24 protein-coding genes are annotated in these 26,333 nt (G+C 47.8%); 5 read left to right on the top strand and 19 right to left on the bottom strand.

From position 1 onward, the window contains the following. Positions 1–175: 175 nt before the first annotated feature. The gene (locus BM358_RS14015) at positions 176–1,129 is read right to left on the bottom strand and encodes an alpha/beta hydrolase (RefSeq protein ID WP_028540793.1); all 954 of its coding nucleotides are present in this window, start codon (positions 1,127–1,129) and stop codon (positions 176–178) included. 260 nt (positions 1,130–1,389) lie between these two features. On the opposite strand from BM358_RS14015, the gene BM358_RS14010 reads away from it, so the two are divergent. After that, entirely contained in the window at positions 1,390–2,025 is a 636-nt protein-coding gene (locus BM358_RS14010; RefSeq protein WP_028540794.1) for an NAD(P)-dependent oxidoreductase, read from the top strand. A 158-nt stretch (positions 2,026–2,183) separates the two neighbouring features. Here the strand turns inward: BM358_RS14010 and BM358_RS14005 are convergent, their stop codons facing one another. The 8 genes from BM358_RS14005 to kduI all read right to left on the bottom strand — a co-directional run bounded on the left by BM358_RS14005 (position 2,184) and on the right by kduI (position 10,911). Further along, positions 2,184–3,371 (bottom strand): cation:proton antiporter, encoded by a 1,188-nt coding sequence (locus tag BM358_RS14005; protein WP_028540795.1) that lies wholly within the window; start codon positions 3,369–3,371, stop codon positions 2,184–2,186. Between the two features lie 435 nt (positions 3,372–3,806). Next, on the bottom strand, positions 3,807–4,397 hold the full coding sequence (locus BM358_RS14000; protein WP_034095118.1) for a GNAT family N-acetyltransferase: 591 nt from the start codon (positions 4,395–4,397) through the stop codon (positions 3,807–3,809). A 62-nt stretch (positions 4,398–4,459) separates the two neighbouring features. Further along, complete coding sequence (locus tag BM358_RS13995; RefSeq protein WP_028540796.1) at positions 4,460–5,821, bottom strand: MFS transporter; 1,362 nt, start codon at positions 5,819–5,821, stop codon at positions 4,460–4,462. Between the two features lie 92 nt (positions 5,822–5,913). Beyond that, positions 5,914–7,065: a winged helix-turn-helix domain-containing protein gene (locus BM358_RS13990; RefSeq protein WP_028540797.1), complete on the bottom strand. Its 1,152-nt coding sequence runs from the start codon at positions 7,063–7,065 to the stop codon at positions 5,914–5,916. After that, positions 7,046–8,284: a CynX/NimT family MFS transporter gene (locus BM358_RS13985; protein WP_025721977.1), complete on the bottom strand. Its 1,239-nt coding sequence runs from the start codon at positions 8,282–8,284 to the stop codon at positions 7,046–7,048. Before BM358_RS13985 ends, BM358_RS13990 begins: the two co-directional genes overlap by 20 nt. A gap of 247 nt (positions 8,285–8,531) precedes the next feature. Continuing rightward, positions 8,532–9,308, bottom strand: coding sequence for a 2-dehydro-3-deoxy-D-gluconate 5-dehydrogenase KduD (kduD, locus tag BM358_RS13980; RefSeq protein WP_028540798.1), 777 nt, complete (start codon positions 9,306–9,308; stop codon positions 8,532–8,534). A 49-nt stretch (positions 9,309–9,357) separates the two neighbouring features. Continuing rightward, entirely contained in the window at positions 9,358–10,002 is a 645-nt protein-coding gene (locus BM358_RS13975) for a bifunctional 2-keto-4-hydroxyglutarate aldolase/2-keto-3-deoxy-6-phosphogluconate aldolase (protein ID WP_025683172.1), read from the bottom strand. A 78-nt stretch (positions 10,003–10,080) separates the two neighbouring features. After that, positions 10,081–10,911, bottom strand: coding sequence for a 5-dehydro-4-deoxy-D-glucuronate isomerase (gene kduI, locus BM358_RS13970; protein WP_023990866.1), 831 nt, complete (start codon positions 10,909–10,911; stop codon positions 10,081–10,083). Between the two features lie 340 nt (positions 10,912–11,251). On the opposite strand from kduI, the gene BM358_RS13965 reads away from it, so the two are divergent. Beyond that, the gene (locus tag BM358_RS13965; RefSeq protein ID WP_028540799.1) at positions 11,252–12,208 is read left to right on the top strand and encodes a sugar kinase; all 957 of its coding nucleotides are present in this window, start codon (positions 11,252–11,254) and stop codon (positions 12,206–12,208) included. Here the strand turns inward: BM358_RS13965 and BM358_RS26505 are convergent. The 3 genes from BM358_RS26505 to BM358_RS13955 form a co-directional block, all read right to left on the bottom strand. After that, a complete protein-coding gene (locus BM358_RS26505; protein WP_023990868.1) occupies positions 12,205–12,381 on the bottom strand; it encodes a hypothetical protein in 177 nt (58 codons plus the stop codon). The two genes, BM358_RS13965 and BM358_RS26505, sit on opposite strands and share 4 nt — an antisense overlap. 9 nt (positions 12,382–12,390) lie before the next feature. Then, entirely contained in the window at positions 12,391–13,404 is a 1,014-nt protein-coding gene (locus BM358_RS13960; protein ID WP_028540800.1) for a LacI family DNA-binding transcriptional regulator, read from the bottom strand. 224 nt (positions 13,405–13,628) lie between these two features. Next, positions 13,629–15,038 carry an MATE family efflux transporter gene (locus BM358_RS13955; RefSeq protein WP_023990870.1) on the bottom strand — a complete coding sequence of 470 codons (1,410 nt, stop codon included), beginning with the start codon at positions 15,036–15,038 and terminating at the stop codon, positions 13,629–13,631. A 357-nt stretch (positions 15,039–15,395) separates the two neighbouring features. Between BM358_RS13955 and BM358_RS13950 the strand changes: the two genes are divergently transcribed. From BM358_RS13950 to BM358_RS13940, 3 genes are all read left to right on the top strand, one after another. Continuing rightward, positions 15,396–16,403, top strand: coding sequence for an acrylyl-CoA reductase family protein (locus BM358_RS13950; protein WP_028540801.1), 1,008 nt, complete (start codon positions 15,396–15,398; stop codon positions 16,401–16,403). 285 nt (positions 16,404–16,688) lie between these two features. Then, entirely contained in the window at positions 16,689–17,249 is a 561-nt protein-coding gene (locus BM358_RS13945) for an RNA polymerase sigma factor (protein WP_028540802.1), read from the top strand. After that, the gene (locus BM358_RS13940) at positions 17,209–18,894 is read left to right on the top strand and encodes a DUF4179 domain-containing protein (RefSeq protein ID WP_028540803.1); all 1,686 of its coding nucleotides are present in this window, start codon (positions 17,209–17,211) and stop codon (positions 18,892–18,894) included. The genes BM358_RS13945 and BM358_RS13940 overlap by 41 nt, the downstream gene beginning before the upstream one ends. Before the next feature lie 108 nt (positions 18,895–19,002). Here the strand turns inward: BM358_RS13940 and BM358_RS13935 are convergent, their stop codons facing one another. The 7 genes from BM358_RS13935 to BM358_RS26500 form a co-directional block, all read right to left on the bottom strand. Beyond that, positions 19,003–19,827 carry a carbohydrate ABC transporter permease gene (locus BM358_RS13935; protein ID WP_028540804.1) on the bottom strand — a complete coding sequence of 275 codons (825 nt, stop codon included), beginning with the start codon at positions 19,825–19,827 and terminating at the stop codon, positions 19,003–19,005. Beyond that, positions 19,827–20,693: a carbohydrate ABC transporter permease gene (locus BM358_RS13930; RefSeq protein ID WP_028540805.1), complete on the bottom strand. Its 867-nt coding sequence runs from the start codon at positions 20,691–20,693 to the stop codon at positions 19,827–19,829. Before BM358_RS13930 ends, BM358_RS13935 begins: the two co-directional genes overlap by 1 nt. A 16-nt stretch (positions 20,694–20,709) precedes the next feature. Then, entirely contained in the window at positions 20,710–21,942 is a 1,233-nt protein-coding gene (locus BM358_RS13925; RefSeq protein WP_023990876.1) for an ABC transporter substrate-binding protein, read from the bottom strand. Positions 21,943–22,096: 154 nt separating this feature from the next. After that, positions 22,097–22,897, bottom strand: a complete 801-nt coding sequence (locus BM358_RS13920) for an ABC transporter permease (protein WP_028540806.1) — start codon at positions 22,895–22,897, stop codon at positions 22,097–22,099. After that, positions 22,894–23,622: an ABC transporter ATP-binding protein gene (locus tag BM358_RS13915; protein ID WP_028540807.1), complete on the bottom strand. Its 729-nt coding sequence runs from the start codon at positions 23,620–23,622 to the stop codon at positions 22,894–22,896. Before BM358_RS13915 ends, BM358_RS13920 begins: the two co-directional genes overlap by 4 nt. Before the next feature lie 344 nt (positions 23,623–23,966). After that, the gene (gene abc-f, locus BM358_RS13910) at positions 23,967–26,045 is read right to left on the bottom strand and encodes a ribosomal protection-like ABC-F family protein (RefSeq protein WP_028540808.1); all 2,079 of its coding nucleotides are present in this window, start codon (positions 26,043–26,045) and stop codon (positions 23,967–23,969) included. A 103-nt stretch (positions 26,046–26,148) separates the two neighbouring features. Next, the gene (locus tag BM358_RS26500) at positions 26,149–26,292 is read right to left on the bottom strand and encodes an RAxF-45 family protein (RefSeq protein ID WP_016822706.1); all 144 of its coding nucleotides are present in this window, start codon (positions 26,290–26,292) and stop codon (positions 26,149–26,151) included. Between the last annotated feature and the right edge of the window lie 41 nt (positions 26,293–26,333).

Genomic DNA, 26,333 nt, shown 5'->3' with positions numbered 1-26,333 from the left:
AACTCGTTCAAATTTTATATTATCACTCTGTTCGACGAAGGTGAAGCGGTTTCATTGCAGATATGTATAAAGGCTGCCTTCCCTGCAATAGATGTCAGCAGGAAGAAGACAGCCTAATCGTTCAAAAAACTGGATCAAATCACACGACGGCACCCTTAAAATGCTCTATAGTGTACTAGCCTTCAAACCCTCGGCGCAGCCATGAGGTAGCGAGCATGATCGCACCGCGCTTGGCTGCTGTTTCCGACAATGGGTTCAGCATCACAAAGTCGTGGATGATGCCCTGAAAGCGTGCAGCGGTTACATCTACCCCTGCTTCACGCAGCTTGTTCGCATAGGCCTCACCTTCATCGCGCAGCACATCGGCCTCGCCTGTAATGACCAGCGCACGTGGTAGCCCTTTGAGCTGTTCTGTGGTGGCACGTAACGGGGACGCCGTGATCTGCGCTCGTTCGTTGGGATCCGTCGTATATTGATCCCAAAACCATTGCATTCCTTCGCGGCTCAGGAAATATCCTGTGGCGAACTCCTGGTATGATTCCGTGTCAAAGGAAGCGTCCGTCACCGGATAAAATAACAACTGCTGCAGGATGGAAGGACCACTGCGTTCTTTGGCCAGCAGCGTTATGGCCGCGGTCATGTTACCGCCGACACTGTCTCCGGCTATCGTCAGCGTATCGGGCTTCAATCCATGCTCGCGCCCATGCTGCGCCACCCATTGAACGACCGCGTAAATTTCCTCAATTGCCGTCGGATATTTAGCTTCAGGTGACAAGCTGTATTCCGGGAATACAACTGCTGCCTGTGAGCCGACTGCCAATTCACGAATCAGACGATCATGCGTATGGGCATTACCGAATACCCAGCCTGCTCCATGAATATATACAATGACCGGGAGATCGCTTGTCACCTGTTGTGGACGAACAATTCTGACCTTCACCTCACCGCCAGGCCCACCTGGAATAGACAGATCTTCTACATCTGCGGCGGGTTTGTCTGCTGGACCGGATTGAACCTCATTGACCGTTTCACGTCCTTTTTCAGGACCCAAATCATATAGAAACGGAGGCTTGGCATTGTCGTCTGCAAATTTCTGCGCTGCGGGTTCAAGCTGTACTTTTTTACTCATATCGTTTCACTCTTCCTTTCTTATCTGTGCTCTACATATATCCAATATGGCTTAAGTTTGCTCATTCAGTTTCACCTTATATATTTAAACGAGTTCCTCTCTTTCCAATCGGAGGACTTTAGTTTGCCCAACAGAAGAGCTTGACTTTTATTTTATATTGTAACTATAATAGTTACATGTTAAAGTTCTTAAATGTACCAGGTACATTTACGATCAAACTGATGAATCATCCAAATCATATTTATAGGAGGCTATCTATTATGAAAATTGCAGTTATTGGTGCAACCGGTAAAGCAGGAAGTAATATCGTAAAAGAAGCATTAGACAGAGGACATGAAGTAACCGCCATCGTCCGTGACTTGGCTAAAGTAACGGAAAGCCGTGCTACTGTAGTACAAAAAGACGTTTTTGATCTGAAAACAGATGATCTGAAAGGTTTTGACGTAGTCGTTAATGCTTTTGCCGCTCCACTCGGACAAGAGCATCTGCATGTCGATGCAGGTAACGTACTGATTGAAGCCCTGCGTAATGTATCCGGTACTCGCCTAATTGTCGTAGGTGGTGCAGGCAGCTTGTTCACTGACGAATCCCAAACACTTTTGGTAAAAGATGCTCCTGGCTTCCCTGATTTCGTATATCCAACAGCAAATAACCAAGGAAAAAACCTGGAAATTCTGCGTGGTACTAGCGATCTGAACTGGACTTTCATTAGTCCTTCTGCGGAATTTGCTCTGGGTAAACGTACAGGCTCTTACCAAGTGGGAAAAGAAACGCTGTTGGTTAATTCCAAAGGTGCAAGCTATGTCAGCTATGAAGATTATGCAGTTGCCGTAGTGGACGAAATCGAAAAACCGCAACATCTAAACCAACGTTTCACAGTGGTGTCCGAGTCTTAATTTTTCTATTCTTGCAGCGTTTATAGCATAAAAGAGACCCTTCGCCCATTTTCTTATGCTGCATGGAAAGTCCGCTTTACTCTAAATCAGACTTTCCATGCACGCTATGAGAAGCTGAACCCGAAGGGTCTTTTTGTTATGACCTGTTGATACTCTCGTTATGACTTGTCAGTGCTGACCTTCTTTTCTATATCGTGAGCGGAAGTCTCCCTTTTATTGCTAAAACACAGCTTGAGAATCGGAGGCGAAGCCAAGGTCGTCAGAATGATGGCAATGATCACCGATGTAAAATATTGCTGTGCCAACAGACCCGTCTGTAGACCGGTAGCTGCAATAATAAGTGCGACCTCGCCGCGAGATATCATCCCGGAGCCGATCGCAAGGGCAGAACGGTTATCGAAGCCCGTCAGCCGCGCCCCGAGACCTCCCCCGATTAGCTTTGTCACCAGCGCAATCAGTGTCAAAACAACAACAAATCCGAGCTGCTGCCCTACTCCCTCAAAGGAAACATTTAATCCGATGCTGACAAAAAATACAGGAACAAAGATGGAATAAGCGATGGGCTCCACCTTTTCTTCTACGACGTGCTTAAAGCTGGTTTGTGCAATGGCAATCCCGGCCGCAAAAGCCCCGATAATACCTGCCATCCCCAACATATCCGCAAAATACGCAAACCCAAAGCAAATAATCAACGCAGTCGTGATGACTGCTTCAGTCACCTTGAGTGGAGCAAGTATTTTCATAATCCACGGAACAACGAACCAGCCACCCAGAATAGCTACTACGAAGAAAACTAGCTTTTTGCCAACAAGAAGCCCCAGCGAAGTTTCTCCACCCATACCGAATATACTCATTACTACCGCTAGTAGCACCACGACAAGCACATCATCCAGCACTGCCGCACCCAAAATGGTCGAGCCTTCCCGGGTATTCAGCTTATTTATATCCTTGAGTACCTGTACCGTAATGCTTACAGAGGTAGCACTCAGAATAATTCCTAGAAACCAGCCTTCATGCACCGAGAATCCAAAGGCTTCCCCTACACCAAAACCGCAAATTAGCGGTAAAATAATACCTCCAACCGCCACAGCTACCGCAGGCTTCCAGTTACGTCGAAGTTGATCCAGGTCCGTCTCCAGTCCAGCAATGAACATCAGCAGCAGCACGCCGATTTCAGACATATTATGAATCAGCGAATCATTCTGAACCCATCCCAATACGGCTGGACCCAGGACAATTCCTGCGATCAGCTTTCCCAACACCGCTGGTTGACCGAGCTTGACAGACAAATGACCCGCGACTTTTGTAAACAGTAGAATCAGCAGAAGATATAGTATAAATTGCATAGGCTGATAACCTCCTTTGGTTTAATCCTTGAACTTATATGCGCATAATTCACGATATTGAAGAAAACTGATAATCGAGGATTTTGCAAAAATCCCATAAGCGACTTCCAATGAACAAGATATAGATCGAAATGGTTTAGTTCGTCTATATCTTGCACTTCGGAGCGACTGGAATCGAATTTTGCAAAATCCTGAATCATAAAATGCTAAACAAACGTGCAAAATATGTGTCTGACCTTAACGGACAACTCGCAAAATAAAAAGGGGAACCCGAGATACAGCACAGGTTCCCCTAAAAAAGACATAAAGGAGCCTTGGTGACAGGCTCCTCCGGTAATTCATATATTCATTTGATGTTGTCGGTCATACCTGCGCAAACAAGCAACTTTATCCTTTAATTATATCTCTTCTGTAAACCCGTGTAAACGTGTTGAATTAACTTTCTGCTTTTTTCACATAGCGGTCGCGGTATTCGTGGTCCAGCATACTCATCAGAATCGAATCATGGTATTCATGATTGTAGAATAAAGCATCCCGTTGTACACCTTCACGCTGAAAGCCTACTTTTTCATAGCAACGAATGGCACGTTCATTAAAATCAAATACATTCAGCTCAATCCGATGCAGATTACAGATACCAAATCCGTAACCCAGCATGAGTACAAGCGCTTCGGTGCCGTAGCCTTTCCCCTGATTTCCCTGCTCATTGATTGCAATACGGATGTTGGCGCTGCGGTTCAAGCTGTCCATATCCTGCAGGGCTATATCCCCAATGACACGATCATCTTCGCGAAGCGCAATCAACAGAAGCAGGCTTGAGGCTTCCTGTCCTTTAGCTTCAATATAACGGGCAATTTGATCCTTGGTAAAGCTGCGTTGTGTGCCTGTCAGCCGCCTCACATCCTGATCGAACAATGTATTATAGTATAGCTCGGTGTCCTCTACGTTAACGGGACGCAAGTATACCCGTGATCCTTCAAGTAACCGTGCCACAGGCTCTGAGGATGAAGTTTGTTGAGTCATCATGATCTCTCCCATGCTAAAAATATAAATGACGAAAATCAAAGCAAATTATTGCGCAAGATCTACTACGCAAGGTCTGCATTTTGCTCCGTAGTCAGGCTAGAATCGGCGAGGGACTCGCGCCAAATTACAGATTGAAGCAACAGTCCCGTCAAACCCAGGATTCCAACAGTCATTCCGATCCAGACAAAAGCCGTGCCCGCCCCTGCTATTCGGATCAATACTCCTCCGGCAAGCGGTGAAACGACCATGATTGCTCCAATCACGGTACTTTGGATACCAAAGACGCGTCCTACCATATCAGCAGGGGTTTTGGCTTGTAATATATAGTTCTGGGTGATAATGTACAGGCCGTTGCCCACGCCCAGCACAGCCCCGATCATAAGCAGTACAGGCAATCCAGTTCCAGGTTGCGCCCAGCCTAAAGCAGCAATAGCTCCGCCAACCAGCACATATCCACCACCGAGCCCCCAGCCTGCGCTTATGCGATTCAAGCGATTAAGCACAAGCATGCAGCCGACGGCGCCAGCCCCAATGGCTGAAACCAGCCAGCCAAGCAGCGATTCATTACCTGGAGCGAGCACTCGCAGCAATGTAGGGAACTGGTAGTCGATCATGAGAATGGCGATTAAGCCGAAAAGTCCGAATATGAGCGTATGCAAAAGCATTCGACTGCGCCATAAGAACGCCCAGCCCTCACGCCATTGGTTGAAAAAACGAGATGCGCGGACATGCTCCTCCCGCATTTTAGCTTCATCAGCCTCAGGCGCTGTATGCGCAGCCGACTTTCCTTGCTTCTCGGCTGCAACAGCTTGTTGGTCTGCGCTGACCAGCGCCGGACCGATTCCGCGCAGCGGCCACAGCAGCAGGCCGGAACAGAGACGCAGCAATGCATTGAGAATAATGCATGCCTGGGGGGACAACACAGTCAAGGTCATAGCGCCCAGTAATGGCCCTGCCACTTTGGAGGCCTGATTGACCAACCCATTCAGCGAGGTTGCCCGAAATAGGTAGTCGCTGGTGACTACCGTGCGGGTCAAGCCTTGCTGTGAAGGCATTTGGAATACGCCAGCGGCCGCGCGCAGACCAAGCAAAGGCAGCAGCCACGCCGGGCCCGGGACGGCGAGGATGGCCAGCGTCAATAAGGCAATAGCTGCATCGCAGACGATCATCAGCCTGGCCTTGTGTACCCGGTCGGCTAACGTGCCCGCGATGGAACCCAGCAGCAGACCCGGTAGGGCCATCACTACCGGAATCAGTGCAATCATCATAGGGTCGGCTTCCCAGCGATAGGCAACAAGCACCTGAATGGCGATAGCATCAAACCAATCGCCAAAGGAAGCAGCCGTGTGCGCTGCAAACATCCGCCGAAAACGGCCATTGCGCCAAATGCTAGGCGTGGATTGCAGTTCTTTCTTTTCCTTCATTATCTACTCACCCTGCTCTCATTTTCAGCTTCTTTAGCAATAAGAACATTCTAGCGGGTCTATATCAGAGGAAAATCAGACAGCTAAAAACATCAGACGACAGAAAGTGTTTGTTCCAACCAGCGCCTTAGCGCTGGACGATGCAGTGTTAAACTGTTATCCCGGTCAAGCCGATCATATTGAGCCGCATATTTCTCTTCCAGCATGGGATAGGAGCCGCAAAGCTTCAAAAAACTGCGGATTTGGCAGATCGCTTTGATTTTTAGCAATTCCTGTTTAGCCATATCAAGGGTGCCCAGCCCTTCATCCATGAGCCGCTCGGCGTTGCCCACATCTCCAGTACGTAAAAGCATAAGTCCGCGCATCATGCGATAACGGCCCAGTTCGCGCAAATACGGAGCTTCCGACAGCATGCCTTCCAGACGATCAGACAGTTCCGCAGCCTTTTCCATATGATTGGAAGCCAGATGCATGTACATCTCCATCAGTGCAACAGGCATCACAAATTTATCGAGATCATCCCGCTCCATGACCATCAAGGTCAGTGGTAGACCTTCCTGTGCGCGTTCAGGTTTTCCATTTTCCACATAAGCCTCCAGGATGTTGAGAATGCGTAATTCCCGTTCCTGATCACTGGACAGCAGCCTGCTGGAAAGCGCACACTCACATAGAGCAAGCCCCTCATCCGTCACCCCTGCTGTGCACATATATAGCAGCAGCATCCAATACAATCGGTCTGCGCGTGTAAAGTCCTCCCGCTCCAAGAACCAGGAAACATCCGCCTGTACAAAACGGGTATACATTTGATAAAAGACAGACAATTCAAAACCCATCTGCTCCTGCTGGGCAGCCAGCGCTACGATGGAATTCCCCTGCCCCAATAGCTGGTATTTCCGGAATAGTCCATGTACGGCGTCCTGCACCTCCTGATCGAGCAAGGACGGATGATTCTGTGGCTGCACGTCAGTCAAGGTCAAGCTGTAGCCATACCCTCTAACCGTATGAATACGGAGCACATCCCATGATTTAAGTTTTTTGCGCAATCTGTAGATATGATCATCCACCGTACGCTCCACCGGATACTCCAGCGGCCACACACGATCCAGCAGTTGTTCCCGGGTGAACACCTGATTCCGGTTATCGTACAGAAAGCGCAACAGCGCAAACTCTTTAGCCAACAACATAACACGACCTGCACTACAGATCACACTGTAACCGTCTGCATCAAATTGCAGTCTGATCATCCACCTCGCCTCCGACATATCGTTTCTTGGCTGCACCTAGCCCTATAAACATAAGCAGAACACTCAGGCACAAGAGCAGCAGCAGCGGAATTGTCCAGCCTTGTGTCGCATCATGCAAATAACCGAACAGTGTCGGCCCGGTCGCTGCTAGCAAATAACCAAAGGATTGCGCCATACCAGACAGCTCTGCTGCCTGCTGCGGTGTCCGCGTCCGCAAATTAAAGAACATCATCACTAACGGGAAAGCAAAACCACCCGCTATACCGATACAAATGACCCAAATCACACTCCACTGTGTAGCTCCAAGCAGAAATCCACCCAGACCGATAAAATACAGCGCAGCCATAATCAGAACCAATACCCGCTGATCCTTCACCCGTGCCGCCCAAATAGGCACAATAAAGGTAAATGGCATTTGCGAAAACTGCAGCACAGACAGCATCCATCCCGCAGTCTCTGAATCCATTCCCTGTCCGCTCATCATTTCTGGAAACCAGGCGGCAGGAACATAGAACAGAGCAGATTGCAGCCCCATAAACAGCGTCACCTTCCAAGCCAAAGACGATGTATATACATTCACGGTTCGGGCAGACACTGCCGCTTTATTGGCTGTTTTGCGTGCCTTAAGGAGCTGGGGCACCCAGAGTAAAATACCTACGACACCCACAATCCCCCATATTCCCAAAGCACCTCGCCAGCCCATACCTCCATTTATAGCCAGCGGTATACTCAGGCCAGATGCGGTTGCTGCGACCACATTCATGGATACTGAGTATACGCCGGTCATCAGTCCGCTGTTGCGAGGAAACTCCTCTTTGATCAGACTGGGCAGCAACACATTACACACGGCAATAGCCAGTCCCAGCATGGCGGTCCCGACAAATAATGCGGTCACCCCCAGCGTTGAGCGCACCACAATACCTGCGGTCAACAGCAGCAAGGCTGCAAAAATAATAAGAGACGACCCGAAGCGGCGCGACAGTTTGGCTACAAAAGGCGACAACAGGGCAAAAGCCAGCAGCGGCAATGTCGTTAATAGGCCACTCAGTGTATTCGAAATATGCAAAGAATCCTTAATCAAACCGATAAGAGGTCCTACCGAGGTAATCGAGGCGCGCAGATTGGCACCTACCAGAATGATCCCTACGGCAAGCACCCAAGGACCGGCATGCCACAAAGATTTGTATACCAAAGCTCGTTGGTGTTGCTGTGAACTCATCTCTCCATTCTCCAATCCGTCTGTGTTATGCTCAAAGGCTCCAACCAAGTGTACGGCTGGAGCCTAGCAATTTTTATCTCATTAAATTATAAAGGCATTCGTGCCATATGCATAGGACGGATCGACACAGCGCCCCAAGTCTTCAAGTTCACCATATAGCTTCATTGAAAAAATAAAAGCTGCCTGAAAGGATAGTTTCCTTTGGAGGCAGCTTTCAGTTCATAAACTTCGATGCGACCAGCGCTGCTTAACGTACCAACCAGCCGCCGTCCACCGCCAAGATATGACCGTTCATGTAGTCGGAACCCTGACTGGCGAGGAAAACCACAACTCCCATCAAATCAGACGGATCGCCCCAACGACCCGCAGGAATACGCGACAAGATTTCTTGATTGCGACTTTCATCCGCACGGATTGGAGCCGTGTTTGCCGTAGCAATATACCCCGGCGCAATCGCATTAATCTGAACGTTATGAACCGCCAGCTCGTTCGCAAATGCCTTGGTCAAACCAGCTACCGCATGCTTGCTCGCTGTATACGGCGGAACGAATTTGCCACCCTGAAAAGCAAGCATAGAAGCGACATTGATAATCTTCCCGCTTTTTTGCTCTACCATTACCTTTGCCACTTCCTGGCTCAGATGATATACGGCATTGAGGTTGATCTCCATGACAGCGTCCCAATCCTCATCTTTATACTCCAGCAGAGGGGCGCGACGAATCGTACCTGCATTGTTTACAAGGATATCAATTTTACCGAATTCATTGACGCATTCTTCTACAATTTTTTTAATGGATTCTTTTTGCGTCAGATCCGCCTCATGAAAGACAACCTTCACACCTGTAGGTTCGAGCAGACGTCTTGTTTCTTCATAATCATCATTGTTAGCTACAATGAACAGGTCTGCACCCGCTTTGGCCAAAGCTACGGAATACCCTTGACCCAAACCACTGTTGCCTCCTGTTACAATCGCCGTTTTACCTTTTAGACTGAAAAAATCCAATGAAAAATTGTCCAGACCCATGTCTACGCCTCCATCACAAATTAGTATAAAAACCTATATTTCCTGAAGCCTACAGCGCTGCGCGTACTTCCTTATATTTAGCTACATAACGTGCTGCATTTTCTGTGATCAAGTCGTAGCGACCTTCCTTGGCTGGAGCCGTCAAATTACCCCCAATTCCCACGGCTACACATCCATTACGCAGCCAGGTTTCCATATTGTCCAGATCAACGCCACCGGTTGGCATAATCTGTACATGAGGCATTGGACCTCTGACGGCCTTAACAAAGTCCGCTCCCATTGCACTTCCTGGGAACAACTTCACGACATCGCTACCCAATTTCATGGCTTCCTTAATCTCATTCAGCGTCATACAGCCGGGCATATAAGGAATCGCGTACAAATTGCATAGCTTCGCTGTTTCTTCTTCAAAAGAAGGACTCACAACAAACTCTGCTCCGGCCAGAATAGCAATTCTCGCCGTCAGTGACTCCAATACTGTTCCTGCACCAATCACTGCCCGATCTTTAAATTCGTCTCTCAATCTTCGAATGACCTGATCCGCATCCGGCGTCGTAAATGTAAGCTCAATATTATCCAAGCCGCCTTCAATGCAGGCTTTAGACATGAGATATGCTTCCTCCGCCGTGTTTCCCCGAATGACTGCGACGACACCTACTGAAGTGATATGTTCCAAAACTTTCTTTTTCGTCATGTTCCTGATCCTTTCCACGAATGGGATGACCATGTACCTCAGCCGCTTGCAGGTCTACGCTCCAATACACTGATCGGATTAACGCAACTCGCTCATGGCAACCTGATCCATGTCTTTGTATGTTTTATTTTCACCGGCCATGCCCCAAATGAAGGTATAGCTGCCCGTAGCCGCACCGCAGTGGATAGACCAAGGTGGAGAAATAACGGCTTCATCATTCTTCATCACCAGATGGCGCGTTTCGTTCGGTTCACCCATCAGGTGGAACATTCTCGCATTCTCATCCAGTTCAAAGTAGAAATACACTTCCATACGACGGTCATGAACATGTGTCGGCATGGAGTTCCACACACTGCCGTTCTCCAACGTCGTCATCCCCATAACCAATTGGCAACTTTGAATGCCTTCATCATGGATAAAGCGACGCAACGTACGGTTGTTGGCTGTTTCCTGCGAACCCAGACTTTCAGACGGTACATCGGCAAAAGACTGCTTTGTCGTCGGATACGTGGTATGAGCCAAAGCTGAAACGATATAAAATTTCGCAGGCTTTTCACTGGAATCGCTTTCAAAGATCAACTCCTTGCCACCTTTACCTACGTAGAGACAGTCTTTTGTGGCCAGCTCGTAAGTTTCACCGTCCACCTTGACCGTACCGCTGCCCCCGACATTAAAAATACCCAGTTCGCGGCGCTCCAGGAAAGTTTCCGCTTTGATTTGATCGTTACCTTCCAGTGCAACAGATTTATTCACGGGATAAATGCCCCCGATAATGACACGATCTTCATGCGTATAGACCAACTTTACCTCCTCAGGTACAAACAGTTCCTGGATCAGATAGTGCTGACGCAACTCTTCAGTCGTAAAATGCTTGGCATGTTCGGGATGAGTTGAATAACGCATTTCCATAAAAACATTCCTCCTGTTTAGATAAACTTTTTTATCAACGGAATTGTTATAAAAGCGGTTTCTAACTCTACTTCTTAGCTAGAATTGTAATAATTATCTAAGAGGGTGTCAACCCAAAACTTCACTATTCCTAGAAAAACCCTTAATACACACGAAGTTTTACACGATTTTCACCTTTTGATAAACAGAATCGAATTTTTTTATCTATATTACCCAAAAAGTTTTTAGCAGATATATCAACTTCATCATTGTGAAAAACCGATTTATGTGATAATTTCAATTTATTCAGTTGGTGCATGCGCTTACAGATTAAGTTTACTAAACATAAGGAGGAATACAAATGACCGCAACATTGGATGCTGTTACCTTCGGAGAACCGATGGCCATGTTTTATGCCAATGAAGCAGGCTCTCTGGATGAGGTGCGTTCATTCACCAAAGCGTTGGCCGGGGCAGAGACGAATGTTTCAGCCGGTTTGGCGCGTTTGGGTCTACGGGCGGGACTCGTGACCAAACTCGGCGAGGATGCGTTCGGCAAGTTCATTGCCAGTGCGCTACGTCAAGAAGGGATCGACACCCAGAACGTCATGTTTACCAAAGACCACTCTACCGGCATGCTGATTAAATCCAAAGTTACAAGTGGGGACCCAGAGGTGGAATACTTTCGCAAACATTCCGCCGCCTCCACACTAAGCATCGCTGATTTTAACGAGGCTTACTTTTCCGGAGCTCGCCATCTGCATTTTACAGGTATTTCTGTCGCCCTCTCCCCTGAGTGCCGTGATTTCGCACGACATGCGCGGCAATTTATGAAAAAGGCTGGCAAAACCGTATCCTTTGATCCGAACCTCAGACCCAAGTTATGGCCTGACACGCAAACGATGGTGGAGGCGATTAACGAAGCATCTGAGGGGTGCGACTGGCTTCTACCCGGCATTCATGAAGGTAAAATATTGACAGGCTACACCTCACCGGAGGATATCGCTTCCTTCTATCTTGACCGAGGTACCTCGCTGGTCATCATCAAGCTGGGAACCGAAGGTGCATATTACAAATCCGCAGATGCTGAGGGATACGTCAAACGCTTCCGTGTAGAGCATGTCGTTGATACCGTAGGCGCGGGTGACGGATTTGCCGCAGGCGTTATCAGTGCGCTACTGGAGGGCTTGCCCCTGGCAGAGGCAGTCAAACGCGGTAATGCCCTTGGCGCACTGGCTGTCATGTCAGCTGGAGATATGGACGGCTATCCGACACGAGCCGAGCTGGAATCCTTTTTGCTCAGTGCCAGCACGAATTAATCCGGTTTTATTCCCCGCATAGCCTTCACCGCTATTAGCGCAAGCTCAACAAGGCCGAATCCAAAGTCAGCCTTAACTTCCAATAGCCCGTATTCGCGTTTGTACGATCTGAGCAGCATACGCATACTCAGATCGTACAAAGGAATACGGGCTATTTTTATAATATATGACACACTGCTCGTCTACAGCGTTTTGACGGATTCTCCCCGATTAATATCCGGTACAAATCGGTAGATAATCGGAACCGATTCGCCGCCCTCCTCAATGCTGGACAGCAGCGTCTTTGCCGCTTGCTTCCCCATATCCGCAATCGGTTGCGTAATAGTCGTAATCGGCGGATTGTAAATATGGGCAAACTCCGCATCGTCAATCCCGATAATAGACAACTCTACCGGAATGCGTATACGGCGGGCATTTACATATTTCAGCGCCTCTGCTAACACAATATCATTCCCGGCCAACAGCGCAGTCGGCGGCTCTGGCAGCTGGAACAACTCCTTCAGTGTCTGCTGGATTTCTTCTCTCGGCACACTGCGCATGTACTCTTCTCGAAATGGCAAGCCATGCTCCTCCAGCGCCTTTTTGTATCCGCTGAGCCGCTCCACCCGTGGAGTAATCCGATTCAAGCCAAGGGGCAAAGTAATCAGCGCAATTCGCTCATGTTTGTGAGCCACAAGTTCCTGAATCGCCAGCTTAATCGCCATTTCGTTATCCAGCAGCAGGCTGCGCGTATTTACCCCATCTACCAAACGGTCCAAAAACACTAACGGATACTTTTCACGAATGAGCTGGTTGTAAATATCTGCATGCTTGCCTGTCGGGAAGATGATCAGGCCGTCCACCTGCCGAGCCTTGAGCATATCAATATATTGGCCCTCCTTGTCCGGGTTTTCATCGGCGTTGCAAATGATCACCTGAATGCCAAAACGCTGCAATTCCTCCTCAATCGCACGGATGGACTGGATCGAAAGGGTATAGTCAATGTTGGCTACAATGACCCCGACCATAAACGTCCGGTTTTGCTTCAAGCTGCGGGCCAGCCCGTTAGGCTGATAGTTCAGCTCTTGAATAACCTCGGCAATCCGGTCTCTGGTCTGGTCGCTCATATATTTATATCGTTTGTTCAGAAATTGCGAGACAGTGCTTTTAGACACTCCTGCCTTCTGGGCAACATCTTCAATCGTCGGCTTCTTCATCGGTACACTCCTTGTCTTTCATGTACTGCGTTAGTGCAACAAAAGTATATCTTTTTTTTAGTAAATTTACCATACTTCTATTTATGAATGCCATTATGATATAAGTCGAACTTCAAAGTTGCCTATCGTGCCACCGTGTAGAAGTATGGTTCTTCAGCAGCAAAAAGAGGCAGCTCAAGATGTTCTCTTGAACTGCCTCCACGTAACCATAAATACTGCTCGGATCAGTGTGCAGGAACGGGCGTTGCAGACTGATCTGGTGTATCGTGCTCGACCAGCGCATGCTTTTCCCATAACCGGCTTTTCCAGCGGGCATACATGATGACAGCACGAGTCCATTCATCAGCAGCAATCGCCAGCCACACACCAGCGAGCCCCATGTCCAGCTTGAACACAAGCAGATAACCAAGCGGCAAGCTCATGCAGACCATGGAGATCAGACCCATAAAGACCGGGAACTTCGCATCTCCAGCAGCACGCAACGAGTTAATAATGACGATATTCGTTGTCCGGCCAGTTTCTAGCAGAATGCTAAGTAAAATGACCTGTGCTCCCAAACGAATAATTTCAGGGTTTTCCGTGAACAAACCAAGCAAGGGAACACGGAAAAAGATGACCACCGCATCAATAATCACGGTCACGAGCAACGCCCATTTCACACTGGTCAGTACACGTTTATAGGCAGTATCCTTCTGTCTGGCTCCCACGAGCCTTCCTACCACAATAGCCGTACCCATACCGACTGCCATACTGAACAAGTAAATATAGCTTGAAATATTATTCGCATATTGACGTGTCGCCATTGCTTCTGCGCCCAGATAAGTCACGTACAGTGTGAAGATGAGCTGACACGACTGATACATAATGGACTCCAGCGCGGATGGTACACCAATGCGCAATATTTTAGAGATGAACTTTTTGGACAGTTGGACGTAATATTTCCACTCGACACGAACCTCAGTGACCCGGTACATCAGCCAGAAGAAGATCAAGAGACAAATAAAGCGGCTACCTACTGTAGAAATAGCAGCACCCTCTACTCCAAGTGCAGGCATTCCCCAATGCCCAAAAATCAAAACATAGTTGCCGACCACGTGGATCACGTTCATAAAAACCGATACATACATCGTTTCTTTGGTAAAACCATGTGTACGAATGGTCGCCGCCAGCGCATTAATCAATGCTTGAAGAAAAATGGCACCCCCGACGATGCTCATATACGACTCCGCGTAAGCCAGAATCTCACCCTGGACATTCAGCCATTGCAACATGTGCGTACCAAATACAAGAAAAATTACGCTAAGTAAAAGACCTACCATCAAATTCAACGTAATGGCCGTACCTGTAACCTGGGCCGCTTCGACTAGTTTCTTAGAACCGATATATTGAGCTACGACGATAGCAGCGCCGTTGCCGATAACCTCCAGTACAAGGATGGCAATTGAAATAATTTGATTGGACGCGCCCACACCCGACACTGCATTATCAGATACAGAACTGATCATGAACGTGTCGACGCTCCCCATTAGCATAAACAGAAACAATTCAAGGAAAATAGGCCATGTTAAACGGAACAAATTCAGTTCCTTAGCTTCGGACAATACCGAACCTTTTTTTAGTGCTCTGGTTGTCATTCATTCACCTTTCTTCATAGATTTATTTAACGATCAAAAGGTATGTTAGCACAGTCATTCTGAAAATACATCCCGTTTACGTAAAATGATTTGCAAAATGCGTAAGAATTCATTTATCACCCTCTTTATAATTGATTATCGAACTTTATTGAAACAGAATATTGAAAGAATATACCAGGAATCTGGTCTTTTCGACGTAATTATGAGCTAAAGAGTATAATAGAATACGAGCCTGTGAGCATTGCCGCTGACAGGTTGTGAAGATTGTTGTATGCTTCCTAAGCATAATTTGTGAATTAAAGATGGAATATATAGGACATTCATAGGGTTAAAAGGTAATAAAGGAGGCTTTTACAGATGACTCAATCATTTCAAGCTCTTGTCGTCGATCAGACGCAGGACGGTGAAGTTCAAGCAGAGGTACGTTCTCTGGAAGCTAGCAGTTTACCTGCTGGAGAAGTATTGATTCGTGTCGCTTATTCCAGCATCAATTATAAAGATGGGCTTGCTGCCCGCAAGGATGGCAATATTGTCAAAGCCTATCCGTTCGTACCAGGCATAGATTGCTCGGGGACCGTCGTCTCTTCGGAGGACAGCCGCTTTAGCGAAGGACAAGCGGTGCTCGTTACCGGATACGGGCTGGGTGTGTCTCAATTCGGGGGATTCAGCCAATATGCACGTGTGCCTGCGGACTGGGTGGTTCCACTTCCAGACGGACTCACGCCGAGAGAGGCGATGATTTTCGGGACAGCTGGATTCACCGCAGCCCTGTCGTTATATCGGCTGGAGCAAAACGGCGTTACTCCGGAGCAGGGCAAGGTACTCGTCACCGGAGCGACGGGCGGCGTAGGCGGGGCAGCCATTGCCCTGCTGAACAAGAGAGGCTATCATGTCGTAGCCAGCAGTGGCAAGGCTGATGCTCACGATTACCTCAAGGCGCTCGGAGCAGCCGAGGTCATTTCCCGCGAGGAGGTCTACGACGGTGCGGAGAGCATCCGCCCGCTGAGCAAGCAGCTTTGGCAAGCGGCTGTTGATCCTGTAGGCGGAAAGCCGCTCGCTTCGCTGCTCAGCCAAATCGCCTACAATGGCTCTGTAGCCGTGAGCGGCCTGACGGCAGGCACCAAGCTGCCTACGACGGTGCTGCCGTTTATTTTGCGGGGCGTAAGTCTGCTGGGCATAGACTCTGTCTTCTGCCCATACGACACCCGCGTAGCGATCTGGAAGCGACTCGGCAGCGAATGGAAGCCGGAGCGGCTGGAGCAGCTCGTTGAGCGCGAAGTCGGATTGGCTGACCTGCCAAGCGCGCTCGAAGACATCCTTGCAGCCCGCTCGCAAGGAAGAACGCTAGTACGGCTGGTTGACTAAGCAGAAGTATGTCCGCAAGCTAATCCGTAAACGCAGTTTCGCGTGAAGGAATGTTCATTCCGTAAGCTCTAGCTTCGGAAAATGTAAGAAGCCTGTAAATCTGCATTTTTTGAGATTTACAGGCTTCTTTTCGTTTATTGCTACTTCCTTATCCATAGATGAGCAAACAACATAGATACATCATGGTACATTTGAAGCAGACGGTTTACTTTTCGCAACCAAATGAACCTTTTGAGGACCTCAGTTGTTATATAGATAAACTGCACGAGAAAGGAGAGCACATCATTGGAGAGTAATCGAGAGTTGTTTGATTTGTATCAACGAGATGTATACCGAACCTGCTACTACATGGTACATAATGCATCGGATGCAGAGGATTTAACACAGGAAGTGTTTATCATCCTGTTTCGCAGCAATCGTGAACAGATCGAACAACTAAAAGCCTGGATTATGAAGATTACGGTCAATCATTGTCTGAATTACCTTAAACGCCAGAAAAGCCTGCATTTGAAGGTATCGGCTAATCCCTATCTATTTAGCAGGGCGGAAGGTAAGCCTGTAGACAGGCTGGTGGAAGAACGCGAATCGGCAGAGGAATGGGCCGTTTATATGAATCGTCTTCCAGCCAAAATCCGCGCTGTGCTGACACTCCGCTATATGCATGATTTCACGCTGGCGGAAATATCAAAACTGCTGGAAATTCCGCTGGGAACCGTCAAATCGAGGACTCACAAAGGAATAAAGTTATTGGAGCAAATACTGCGGGATGCAGGGGTACAAATTCCCGAGATGGAAGGAGAGAACTATGAACAACGTAGAAAAGGCATTGAAGCGCAAGTTAAATGATGATTCGGAGATGGCCTATCCTGACTTCGATGAGATGTGGAACCGGATGGAACAGACAGGGCATACTGCCCCTACGCTAACCGACACTTCCGATTCATTCACTCCGCACCGACACAGAAATTGGCGCAAAATAGCTATCGCCGCCTCTCTGAGTGCACTTCTCGTTGCCGTTCCCGTCTATGCCGCCATCCACTATAATTGGGGCGATCTGCTGCACGGAAGAAGCGGCATTCAGACGGCACTAAATCAAGACCTTGGACAGCCCTTGGAGCAATCCGTAACCAGAGACGGAGTGAAGCTGACGCTGCATACCGCTATTGTCGATGAGAACCGGACCGTGATTCTGTACAGCTTGGAGGTCGGAAAACGCGCAGACAACGAGTTTTGGAATGTCAAAGGCGTATCACTTAAAAGTGCTGCGGGGAAAAGCAGTGCGGGCGAGTATAGCTTTCAACAATGGGACGAGAAAAACCAACGTTATAACGGCTACTTTGAAAGCGATTGGACACCGCAGCAAGAAACAGAGAACGTGCGACTGACCGTAGATCATATTGAGCTCACCAGCGTTCAGGAACTGGAATTGCCGCTCGATATCAAATCGCCTCAGATGCAGACGTTCAAGCTGGATCGTAACGGCTTACAAGATTTGAAGGTACAGGTATTCGAACAAGGGAAGGATAAGCTAATGCTGTCATCGGCAATTACCTTCGATTCGTCCAAGCCGAAGGAATGGGACAATCCACAAATCATTGCCTACAAAGGTGGAGAACCTGTGCGGCCTCAGCCTGGGGGAGCTTTTGGTACACCCGGAGAGAATGGGGAATACACAGCCCAGCAGTATTTTACTAAAGCAGATATACCGGAAGGACAGACTACTTTCAAACTGCAATATGCGCAAACTGAGAAAAGTATAAATGAACCCATAAACCTTGATCTGCAGCTAAGCAAGAAGAAAATGGAAAGCGGAACGATTAAAAGCGTGCTGAACACCCCATTGGAGAACGGCAATCGAAATTTTACGCTAGAACAAATGATTGTCACACCTACACAAATCCGTGTCACGATCAGAAGCGAAAAGAAATTCGCCATGTTACCTTATCAAAAGTACTTTCTTTCTGTGAACGGCACAACGTTAGAGGGTAGTCGTTGGTCTTCACCTGATCAGGAACACGATCTGAACACGATCCGTTTTGAACGACCGTCCAATCTTGTGATTACCAAGGACACTCCTGTTACTTTTACAGGCAAATACAAAGTTACGACCCATTCGGATGACAAAACACCACAGCGTTTAACTGATATTTCTGAGTCAAAGCAGACGCTAACGACACAAATCGGTGGCTATCCTGTGAAGTGGACTTACTACAAACAAGGATCAGACTTATTCGTAGAAACCGAAAGCGAGGATGCTCACTTTGGAGGGATTAACCAGACGCATATTGGCCTGAGTAAAGAACGGATTATCGGCAAGCCAATCACAGCCAATTTCGCCGGAGACGGCAATAACAAGGCAGTGGATGTCTACAAGAACTTCATAGGGAAGGAAGCTTCTATCTATATGTTCTACTATACAACGGACGACCCAGAAGCAGAGACAACTGTACCCTTGCAGCCTCTGACAAGCAACAGCGAAGCAGCTAAATAGCAATGTTATAAAAAGAGGGTCCTCTATACCTGTGTGAACCGTGGTATAGGGAACCCCTTTTTATTTTCCTAGTAAGGCACAGTCTGCCTGAGACGATTGACTCCCGCCCTACTTCACAGAACCTTGCGTAACGCCATTGATAATCCATTTTTGTGCAATCAGATAGATAATAATCATCGGCAGCAAGGCCATCAGGTACGAAGCAAAGGCCAGATTAAAGTCAGTATTGAACTGCCCCTGAAATACATACTGGACGAGCGGTAGCGTATATTGCTCCGCATCGCTGATAATAATGAGCGGCAGCAGGAAGTCGTTATATGTGGACAGACAAGTGAGAATTCCCACCGTAGCACTAATCGGCGCCATCAGTGGGAATATAATGCGCCAAAAAGTACCCCATGTCGTCGCACCATCTACCGTGGCTGCCTCTTCCAATGCCACCGGAATGGAGCGAATATAACCGACATACACGAAGACATTAAACGCCAAACCATACACCGTATGCAGCATAATAAGACCCAACAGATTAGTCATATGAAGGCCCGAGGCCAGTTTTACAATCGGCAGCATGATGATCGGGAACGGTATAAACATGGCACTCACAAAGTAAAAATATAATCCCTTAAAAAAGCGTCGCTGCATATTACGGGCAATCGCATAAGCGACCATCGAATTGGTTAGCAAAGTCAATATGACCGTCGATGTCGTGACCATCACACTGTTCTGAAAAGCGCTGAAGAAGTTGGTCATTTCTACTGCACGACTAAAATTTTCCCAATGCAGCTCGGTCGGAAAGGCAAAGGCGGAATGCGCCATCTGCTCGGGATTTTTAAGGGCTATCGTCACCGTCATATAGAGGGGAAACAGAATAAATATTGTCCCCAACGCTACCAGAAGCAGCACAGGCCAGTTCGTACGTCTGCTCGTTTTCATCAGTTATCCATCTCCCTTCTCTGGAGGAATCGCAGCTGTAAGATGGAAATGATCGCGATCACAATAAAGTAAATAACAGAGTTAGCCGACTGATAAGCAAATTCTCCGCCTCTAAAGCCTCCGGTGTATATCAGGTGGGAAATCGACTGGGTGGCCCGACCCGGCCCGCCATTCGTCAAAGCCACGATCTGATCGAACACCATCAGGGAATTTTTCATCGCCAATACCATATTGATCGTAAAAAATGGAGCAATTAACGGAAAGGTAATGCTCCAGAATTCGCGCCATTTACCCGCACCGTCCAAATTGGACGCCTCATACAGACTTGTCGGAATGGTTTGCAGCCCGGCCAGATAGAGAATTGTATTAAAGGCAATCCCCTGCCATACAGCTACGATGACAACCCCCACCCAAGCCAGTTGTTCGCTGCCCAAAATGTTCGTCGACAATGAGGTAATCCCTAAATTTTGCCCCCAAATCGTAAACACGTTCGAGAACAAGTAATTGAATATGTAACCCACGATTAGCACGCTCAAAATATTAGGCAGAAAATAAATACCGCGGAAAAAGTTACGAAACCGTATTTTAGCATTCAGCCCTAGCGCAATCAGCAAACTAAGGATATTAGTCGCAATGGTAACCACAATCGCAAATTTGAAAGTAAACCAGTATGCGTTCCCCACATTGTCATCCTGAAACAAATTAATATAGTTCTTAAACCCGATAAAGTGATACTGATGACCAAAGCCGTTCCAGTTCGTAAGCGAATAATAAAAGCCCTGCAAGGCAGGCAAGGTCAAAAATACAAAAAACAATAGCACCGCCGGTACCGTCATCCAGTAAAAAGTCGTTAGTCGCTTATTCATGTCTCCTCCTCCTCTCCTATCGGCGGTTAGCTACCTTATTCCACTCACTGTCTAGCTTGGCCAGATAAGCGTCGATGTCTCTGTTTTGCAGGAAGGCCTGCACAATAGAATTCAATTGGACCGCTTTGGGAATATAGTGATCGGCAAAATCAATGACGCGGCCCGATTTAAAATAAGGCAACAGCTCCGCCACACTCGGATCATCCTGCGTAACTCCCTTCACCGCCGAAAACAGCGTTTGCTCTGTAATGTATTGCTTGCTGTTCTCCGGCTTCAACAAGAAGGCAATGAACTCCTCGGCTTCCTTTTTATGCGGAGTGCTCTCCGATACGGCCAAGAGCGTATCTATACCGGACACCAGTTTGACCGCCTTTTCGTCATTCCCTGTCGGTAATGGGAAAAAACCAAGCTCCACTTTCGGGTTGGCTTTGCGAATTTCAGATATGGCCCACGAGCCCTGAATGTACATCAATCCCTGCCCGTTAGCGAAGGCACGATTACCGTCGGCATAGTTTTTGCCAAAATTATCACCATGTCCGTATTTCAATAGCTCCAGCTGCTTTTCAGCAACCTCGCGGTACTTGTCCTGAAAGGTGACCTGATTTTCACGCCGTTGCAGGAAAAAATCAATGCCCACCAGATTCGGGCCCAGGGCATTAAAGGGGAGGTTCGTTTGCCAATCATCTTTATATGTAAAATAGAACGGGATTTTCCCAGCAGCCTTGATCTTTTGCGCCGTTGCAATCAGCTCATCCCACGTTTTAGGCACCTGTAATCCCATTTCCTTAAAAAGAGTTTTGTTATACATCACACCATTCGCATTCGCAGCATAAGGAATTCCATACACGGGATCGACCCCGGTCACATCCTTAAGCATTTTGAGGTAAATCGGGTCAATCGTACGTGGCAATTCTGTATTCGCCAGATCCGTAAAAATACCGCTTTGTGCCAAAATGGAGTAGGTATCTGTGGCCCCAAGCCCCACAATGTCAGGTACATCGTTTTTGACAACCCGGGTCAATAACACGGTCTCTGCCTCTGGCGGGTTGACCTGTGTCACTTCAATACCGGGATGTTCCTGATTGAATTGAGAGATTAGCTTATCGAATGAACCCTTGGCCTCCGGCTTGTTTTGAAAAAACTCAATTTTCACCTTACCCGAAGCATCGCCCTTGTTGCATGCGCTTACAAAAACAGCCAACAAAAGGATCGCCGCCAGTGTAGACAGCTTTTTGACCCAACTCCACATGCTCATACCTCCTTTTCCCCTATGTCAATCTATGCGGGACTAGACAATTAATACCCGTCCCTTATGGAAAAGAAACGATAAAAGATCCAACTGACCCTCAAGCGGTCGATTGGATCTTTCTTTTACTTTTATGATGTTCAGGCTACGGATGCCCCTAATACAGATAATCATCAGTCACAAAACGGCGGTATGCGCCCCAAGTAAAAAAGATAAGATATAGACTAACCACGGTGATAATCGCCCCATTCACAGACGAATTCCCGATTAAGGATCTATCTAATCCTGTATGCTGCATATATGGAATAATCATAAATGCGATCACATTGTATAGGTATGGGATATGAGAAACAAAAGAGACCAATTTTAAATACAATGAATCAAACAACAAAGAGCCCAGATTGTAAACCATACAAACACCGATAGCATACGTTACACTTTTGCTATACATAGCGATAAAACAATAGAAGGAGCTTATTGCAAATAATGAGGCAAGCGCCCAACCATAGTATTTAAGCATCCGCAGTCCTTGAGATCCGGACAGCCCCGCATCACTTACATCATAGGAAAGAGTCCATACTTCAACGATCACCTGCGAGGATACTGCAAATACAATGAGAAGAAACAAAATAGTAACATTTAAAACCAGCAGCTTACTCCAGAAAATCTGTCCGCGGGTAAATCGGCGCATAAATAACAAACGCAGTTGCCCGCTTCGAAATTCCTCTGTGTATACAGCAGCAGCTAAAGCAGCCACAGCTATGTTGCATACTAAAAACAAATTCTCACGCAGACCAGTAACGACAAAGTTTAAGGATAATACCTCTACAGGAACCTTCATCGTGCGCAAAAAATATACTCCTGTCGAACAGGCTAGAATCGGTGTACATAATACCATGAGCCAGAACCACTTCCGTCTCCACAATCGCTCGAACTCGCTGTATATTAATGATTTCATAGTCCCATCAATCCCATAAAAGCATCCTCTAGCCGTTGGCCGTCCTCTACTAATTGATCAGTAGGTCCCTGCCAAACTAGCCTGCCCTCTTTGATAACAACGAGTTCATCACACATCTGTTGCAGTTCATCCAACAAATGACTGGAGATAAAAAAGGCATAATTCGCTGAATCACGTAGCTGAAGCACAATATCTTTCAGCTCCTGCATTCCCATAGGATCCAGCCCATTGGACGGTTCATCCAGCAATAAAAGCTCAGGAGTCCCCAGCATGGACTGCGCAATACCTAGCCTTTGCTTCATTCCCAGCGAATAGGTTTTCACCTTGTCATCTCCCCGTGTTTCCAGCCTCACCTTTGTAAGCAACTCTTCAATATGTGTCTCCCGATCTGAGGACGCAATCTCAAAGTGTAACCGTGACAAATTGCGCAAAACCTGCCTGCCTGTCATATAATCAAAAAAAACCGGAGATTCAATAATAGCCCCCACCTTGGACAGCGCCTTTTCCCGATCCGTCTGTACATCATATGAGGCTATCTTTACAGAACCGCTGGTTGGCTGTATTAATCCGGTCATGATTCGCATCATTGTAGTTTTACCAGCTCCATTAGGTCCGATGAATCCATATATCTTCCCTTTCTGAAGCTTAAAAGAAACACGGTCTAACAAGTGCCTTTTTCCCATTTTTTTCGTTACCTGACTGACCTCCAGTAAGGAGTCCGACATACTATTCCCTCCATCCATAACAAATCACAACATAGTTCCAACGCGTGCATTTGATATGTAAGATCATGATGGATAACACAAACTTCATTTAACAATGAATCATATTATTTATTCAATTTAAAAAGTATCATATGTTGCGAAATGCAAACAACTTTCTTTATATGTAAAATATAATAACAATAATATATCAATACCATTTATCTTAATTAATGGTCATTAATTTTTGTGATGATATCTTTGTCTTTTCACTGCAAAAAAGGTAGCCCTTCAGTAAACGTTCTACCTCAGGGCTACCTTCTATATAAAATAAACTGTTTTCTATCCAGTAACTACTAGCCTGTCACCTACTCCAACTCAACCCACTCGCCGATCAACGTGTCCAGCTCGGCTTGCAACCGCTCACGCGCATCCCACAGCTCCGCCATGTGGATCGTGTCGCCGCTTGTGCCGAGCAGCTCCAGCTCGGCATCCGCTGTCGCCAATTCTGCTTCTTTGGCGGCGATGGCCCGCTCCAACCGCTCGCTGGATGCAGCGGGCGGGCGTGATGGCTTCGCGGCCTTCGCTTCGCGTGCCCCAGACCCGGCAGCGGGGGCCCCCAAGCGACCTGCCGACTCGGTGCGAGCACGACCCTTATCGGCTCCCGAGGTCGCTCCCGTACGCGCAGCCGTCTCTGGGCCCTTGCTCGCTGCACTGGAATGCGCAGCCGTGCCCGAGCCGCCATCGGATGCGACTCTACTTGCAGATGCCAAGCGTACCCCGGCATCCCCCTCACTTAGCAAGCGGGCGTTTTCCAGCTCCCGCTTCTTCGCTCGGTACTCATCAAAGCTGCCCAGATAAAAGGTCAGCTTTCCAGCCTCCAGCTCCCACACGCGTCCTGCTAGCTTATTCACAAAATAGCGGTCATGTGAAATCGCCAGTACCGTTCCCGTGTAGGTGTCTAACGCTTCCTCCAGCGCCTCGCGTGAGTCAATGTCCAGATGGTTCGTCGGCTCATCCAGCACCAACAAATTTGGCTTTTTCATGACCAGCAACGCCAGCCGCAAGCGGGACCATTCGCCACCGGACAGCATGCTCACGGGCTTAAACACATCGGCACCGTAAAACAAATACTTCGCTAGCAACCCGCGCGCCTCGCCTTCTTCCACCCCTGCTTCCTCCTTGAAGTAAGCAAGCACAGTCGCTCGGCTATTCCGCTCTCTCTCTTGCTGCGCCAAATATCCATACTCCACGCGCGCACCCCACTGGACCGAGCCTGCATCCGCGCTTTCCTGACCAAGCAGCAGCTTGAGCAGCGTCGTTTTGCCTGAACCGTTATCGCCCAGCAAGGCCACCTTTTCACCGAATTCCAGGCTGCCCGTTGCCCCGTTTAATATTTGATGCTCTCCATAGGCTTTAACGATTTCTTCAAACTGTAGCACCCGGCGACCGGAACGATCCTCCAGCTTTAAGTGAAATTCCGCCCCCTGCGGGTCCAATACAGGCCGCTTCACCAGCTCCATACGCTCCAACGCCTTACGAATGGAGGCTGCTTTTTTGAAAAACTTTTCGTTGTCGCCATTGCGCCCCCACTCTTCAAAACGCCGAATGGCCTCTTTCATCTTTTTGATCCGCTTTTGCTGTTCCTTATAATCTTCAAATTGCAGTAGCAATCGTTCTTCCTTTTCCTTAACATAGCCGCTGTAGTTCGTATAATACGTAAACGCCTCGCCATCCTCAAGCTCAATCATTTTAACGGCGACCCGATCCAGAAAATAACGATCATGAGATACAACCACACACGCACCTGTGTAGCCCTGCAAAAATTGCTCCAGCCATTCCAGTCCCTTCAAATCCAGATGGTTGGTCGGCTCATCCAGCAGCAACAAATCCGGCCGCCCGATGAGCTGTGATGCCAGCGCTATTTTTGTTTTCTCTCCACCTGACAGCGAGCCGAAGCTGCGCGTATACATTCCTTTGGGAATACGCAGACCATCCGCTACCTGATCAATATTTGCATCCATTTCATAGCCGCCGTTGCGCTCAAACCGTTCCTGCAAGGCAGCATACGATTGCAGCAGCTTCTCCAGAAGGCCTACGTCTGCTGCCACAACCGGATCTGACATTTCCCGTTCCAGTGTGCTCATCTGATTGCGGCAATCCTTCAGCTCACGATAGGCGTAAGCCAGCGTTTCGTACACAGTAAAACTCTCAAACTCCGCCGGAATTTGCGGTAAATAGCCGATTTTCGTATCCTTGGCGATGACGAGCTGCCCTTCATCCGGGCGGGACAAACGTGCGATTAGGCGTAATAGGGTGGTTTTACCGCTTCCGTTGCGGCCGATGAGTCCCACCTTTTCTCCTGTATGGATATCAAACGATGCACCATCCAAAATCAGATTGGCAGCGTGGTATTTTTTCAATTGTTGACCGTTTACTATATACATGTTCAGGCTCTCCTTTATTTAGGAAGACCCTTACCTGCGTAACACAAAAAGAGCCGCAGGAGCAACCCCGCGACTCTTCGGAAGATACAGCAATCCGTTCGAGTTAAGGTAGGCGTCTTCTCGCGATGTTTACAACCGTATGATTAAAATTGGACAGACTTCTCCCGTTGTATGGAAAAGCATGAACAATGCCAGCCATAGCAATCGGCAGCTGGCTAATACGGTTGTTCAGCATCTCGTGATTCACCTACCTCACCTCCTTCTTCATAATTGTGTGTAGTATAACAT

Source organism: Paenibacillus sp. cl130, assembly GCF_900116035.1.
Lineage (GTDB): Bacteria > Bacillota > Bacilli > Paenibacillales > Paenibacillaceae > Paenibacillus > Paenibacillus polymyxa_B.
This window is presented reverse-complemented; position numbering and strand designations above follow the sequence as displayed.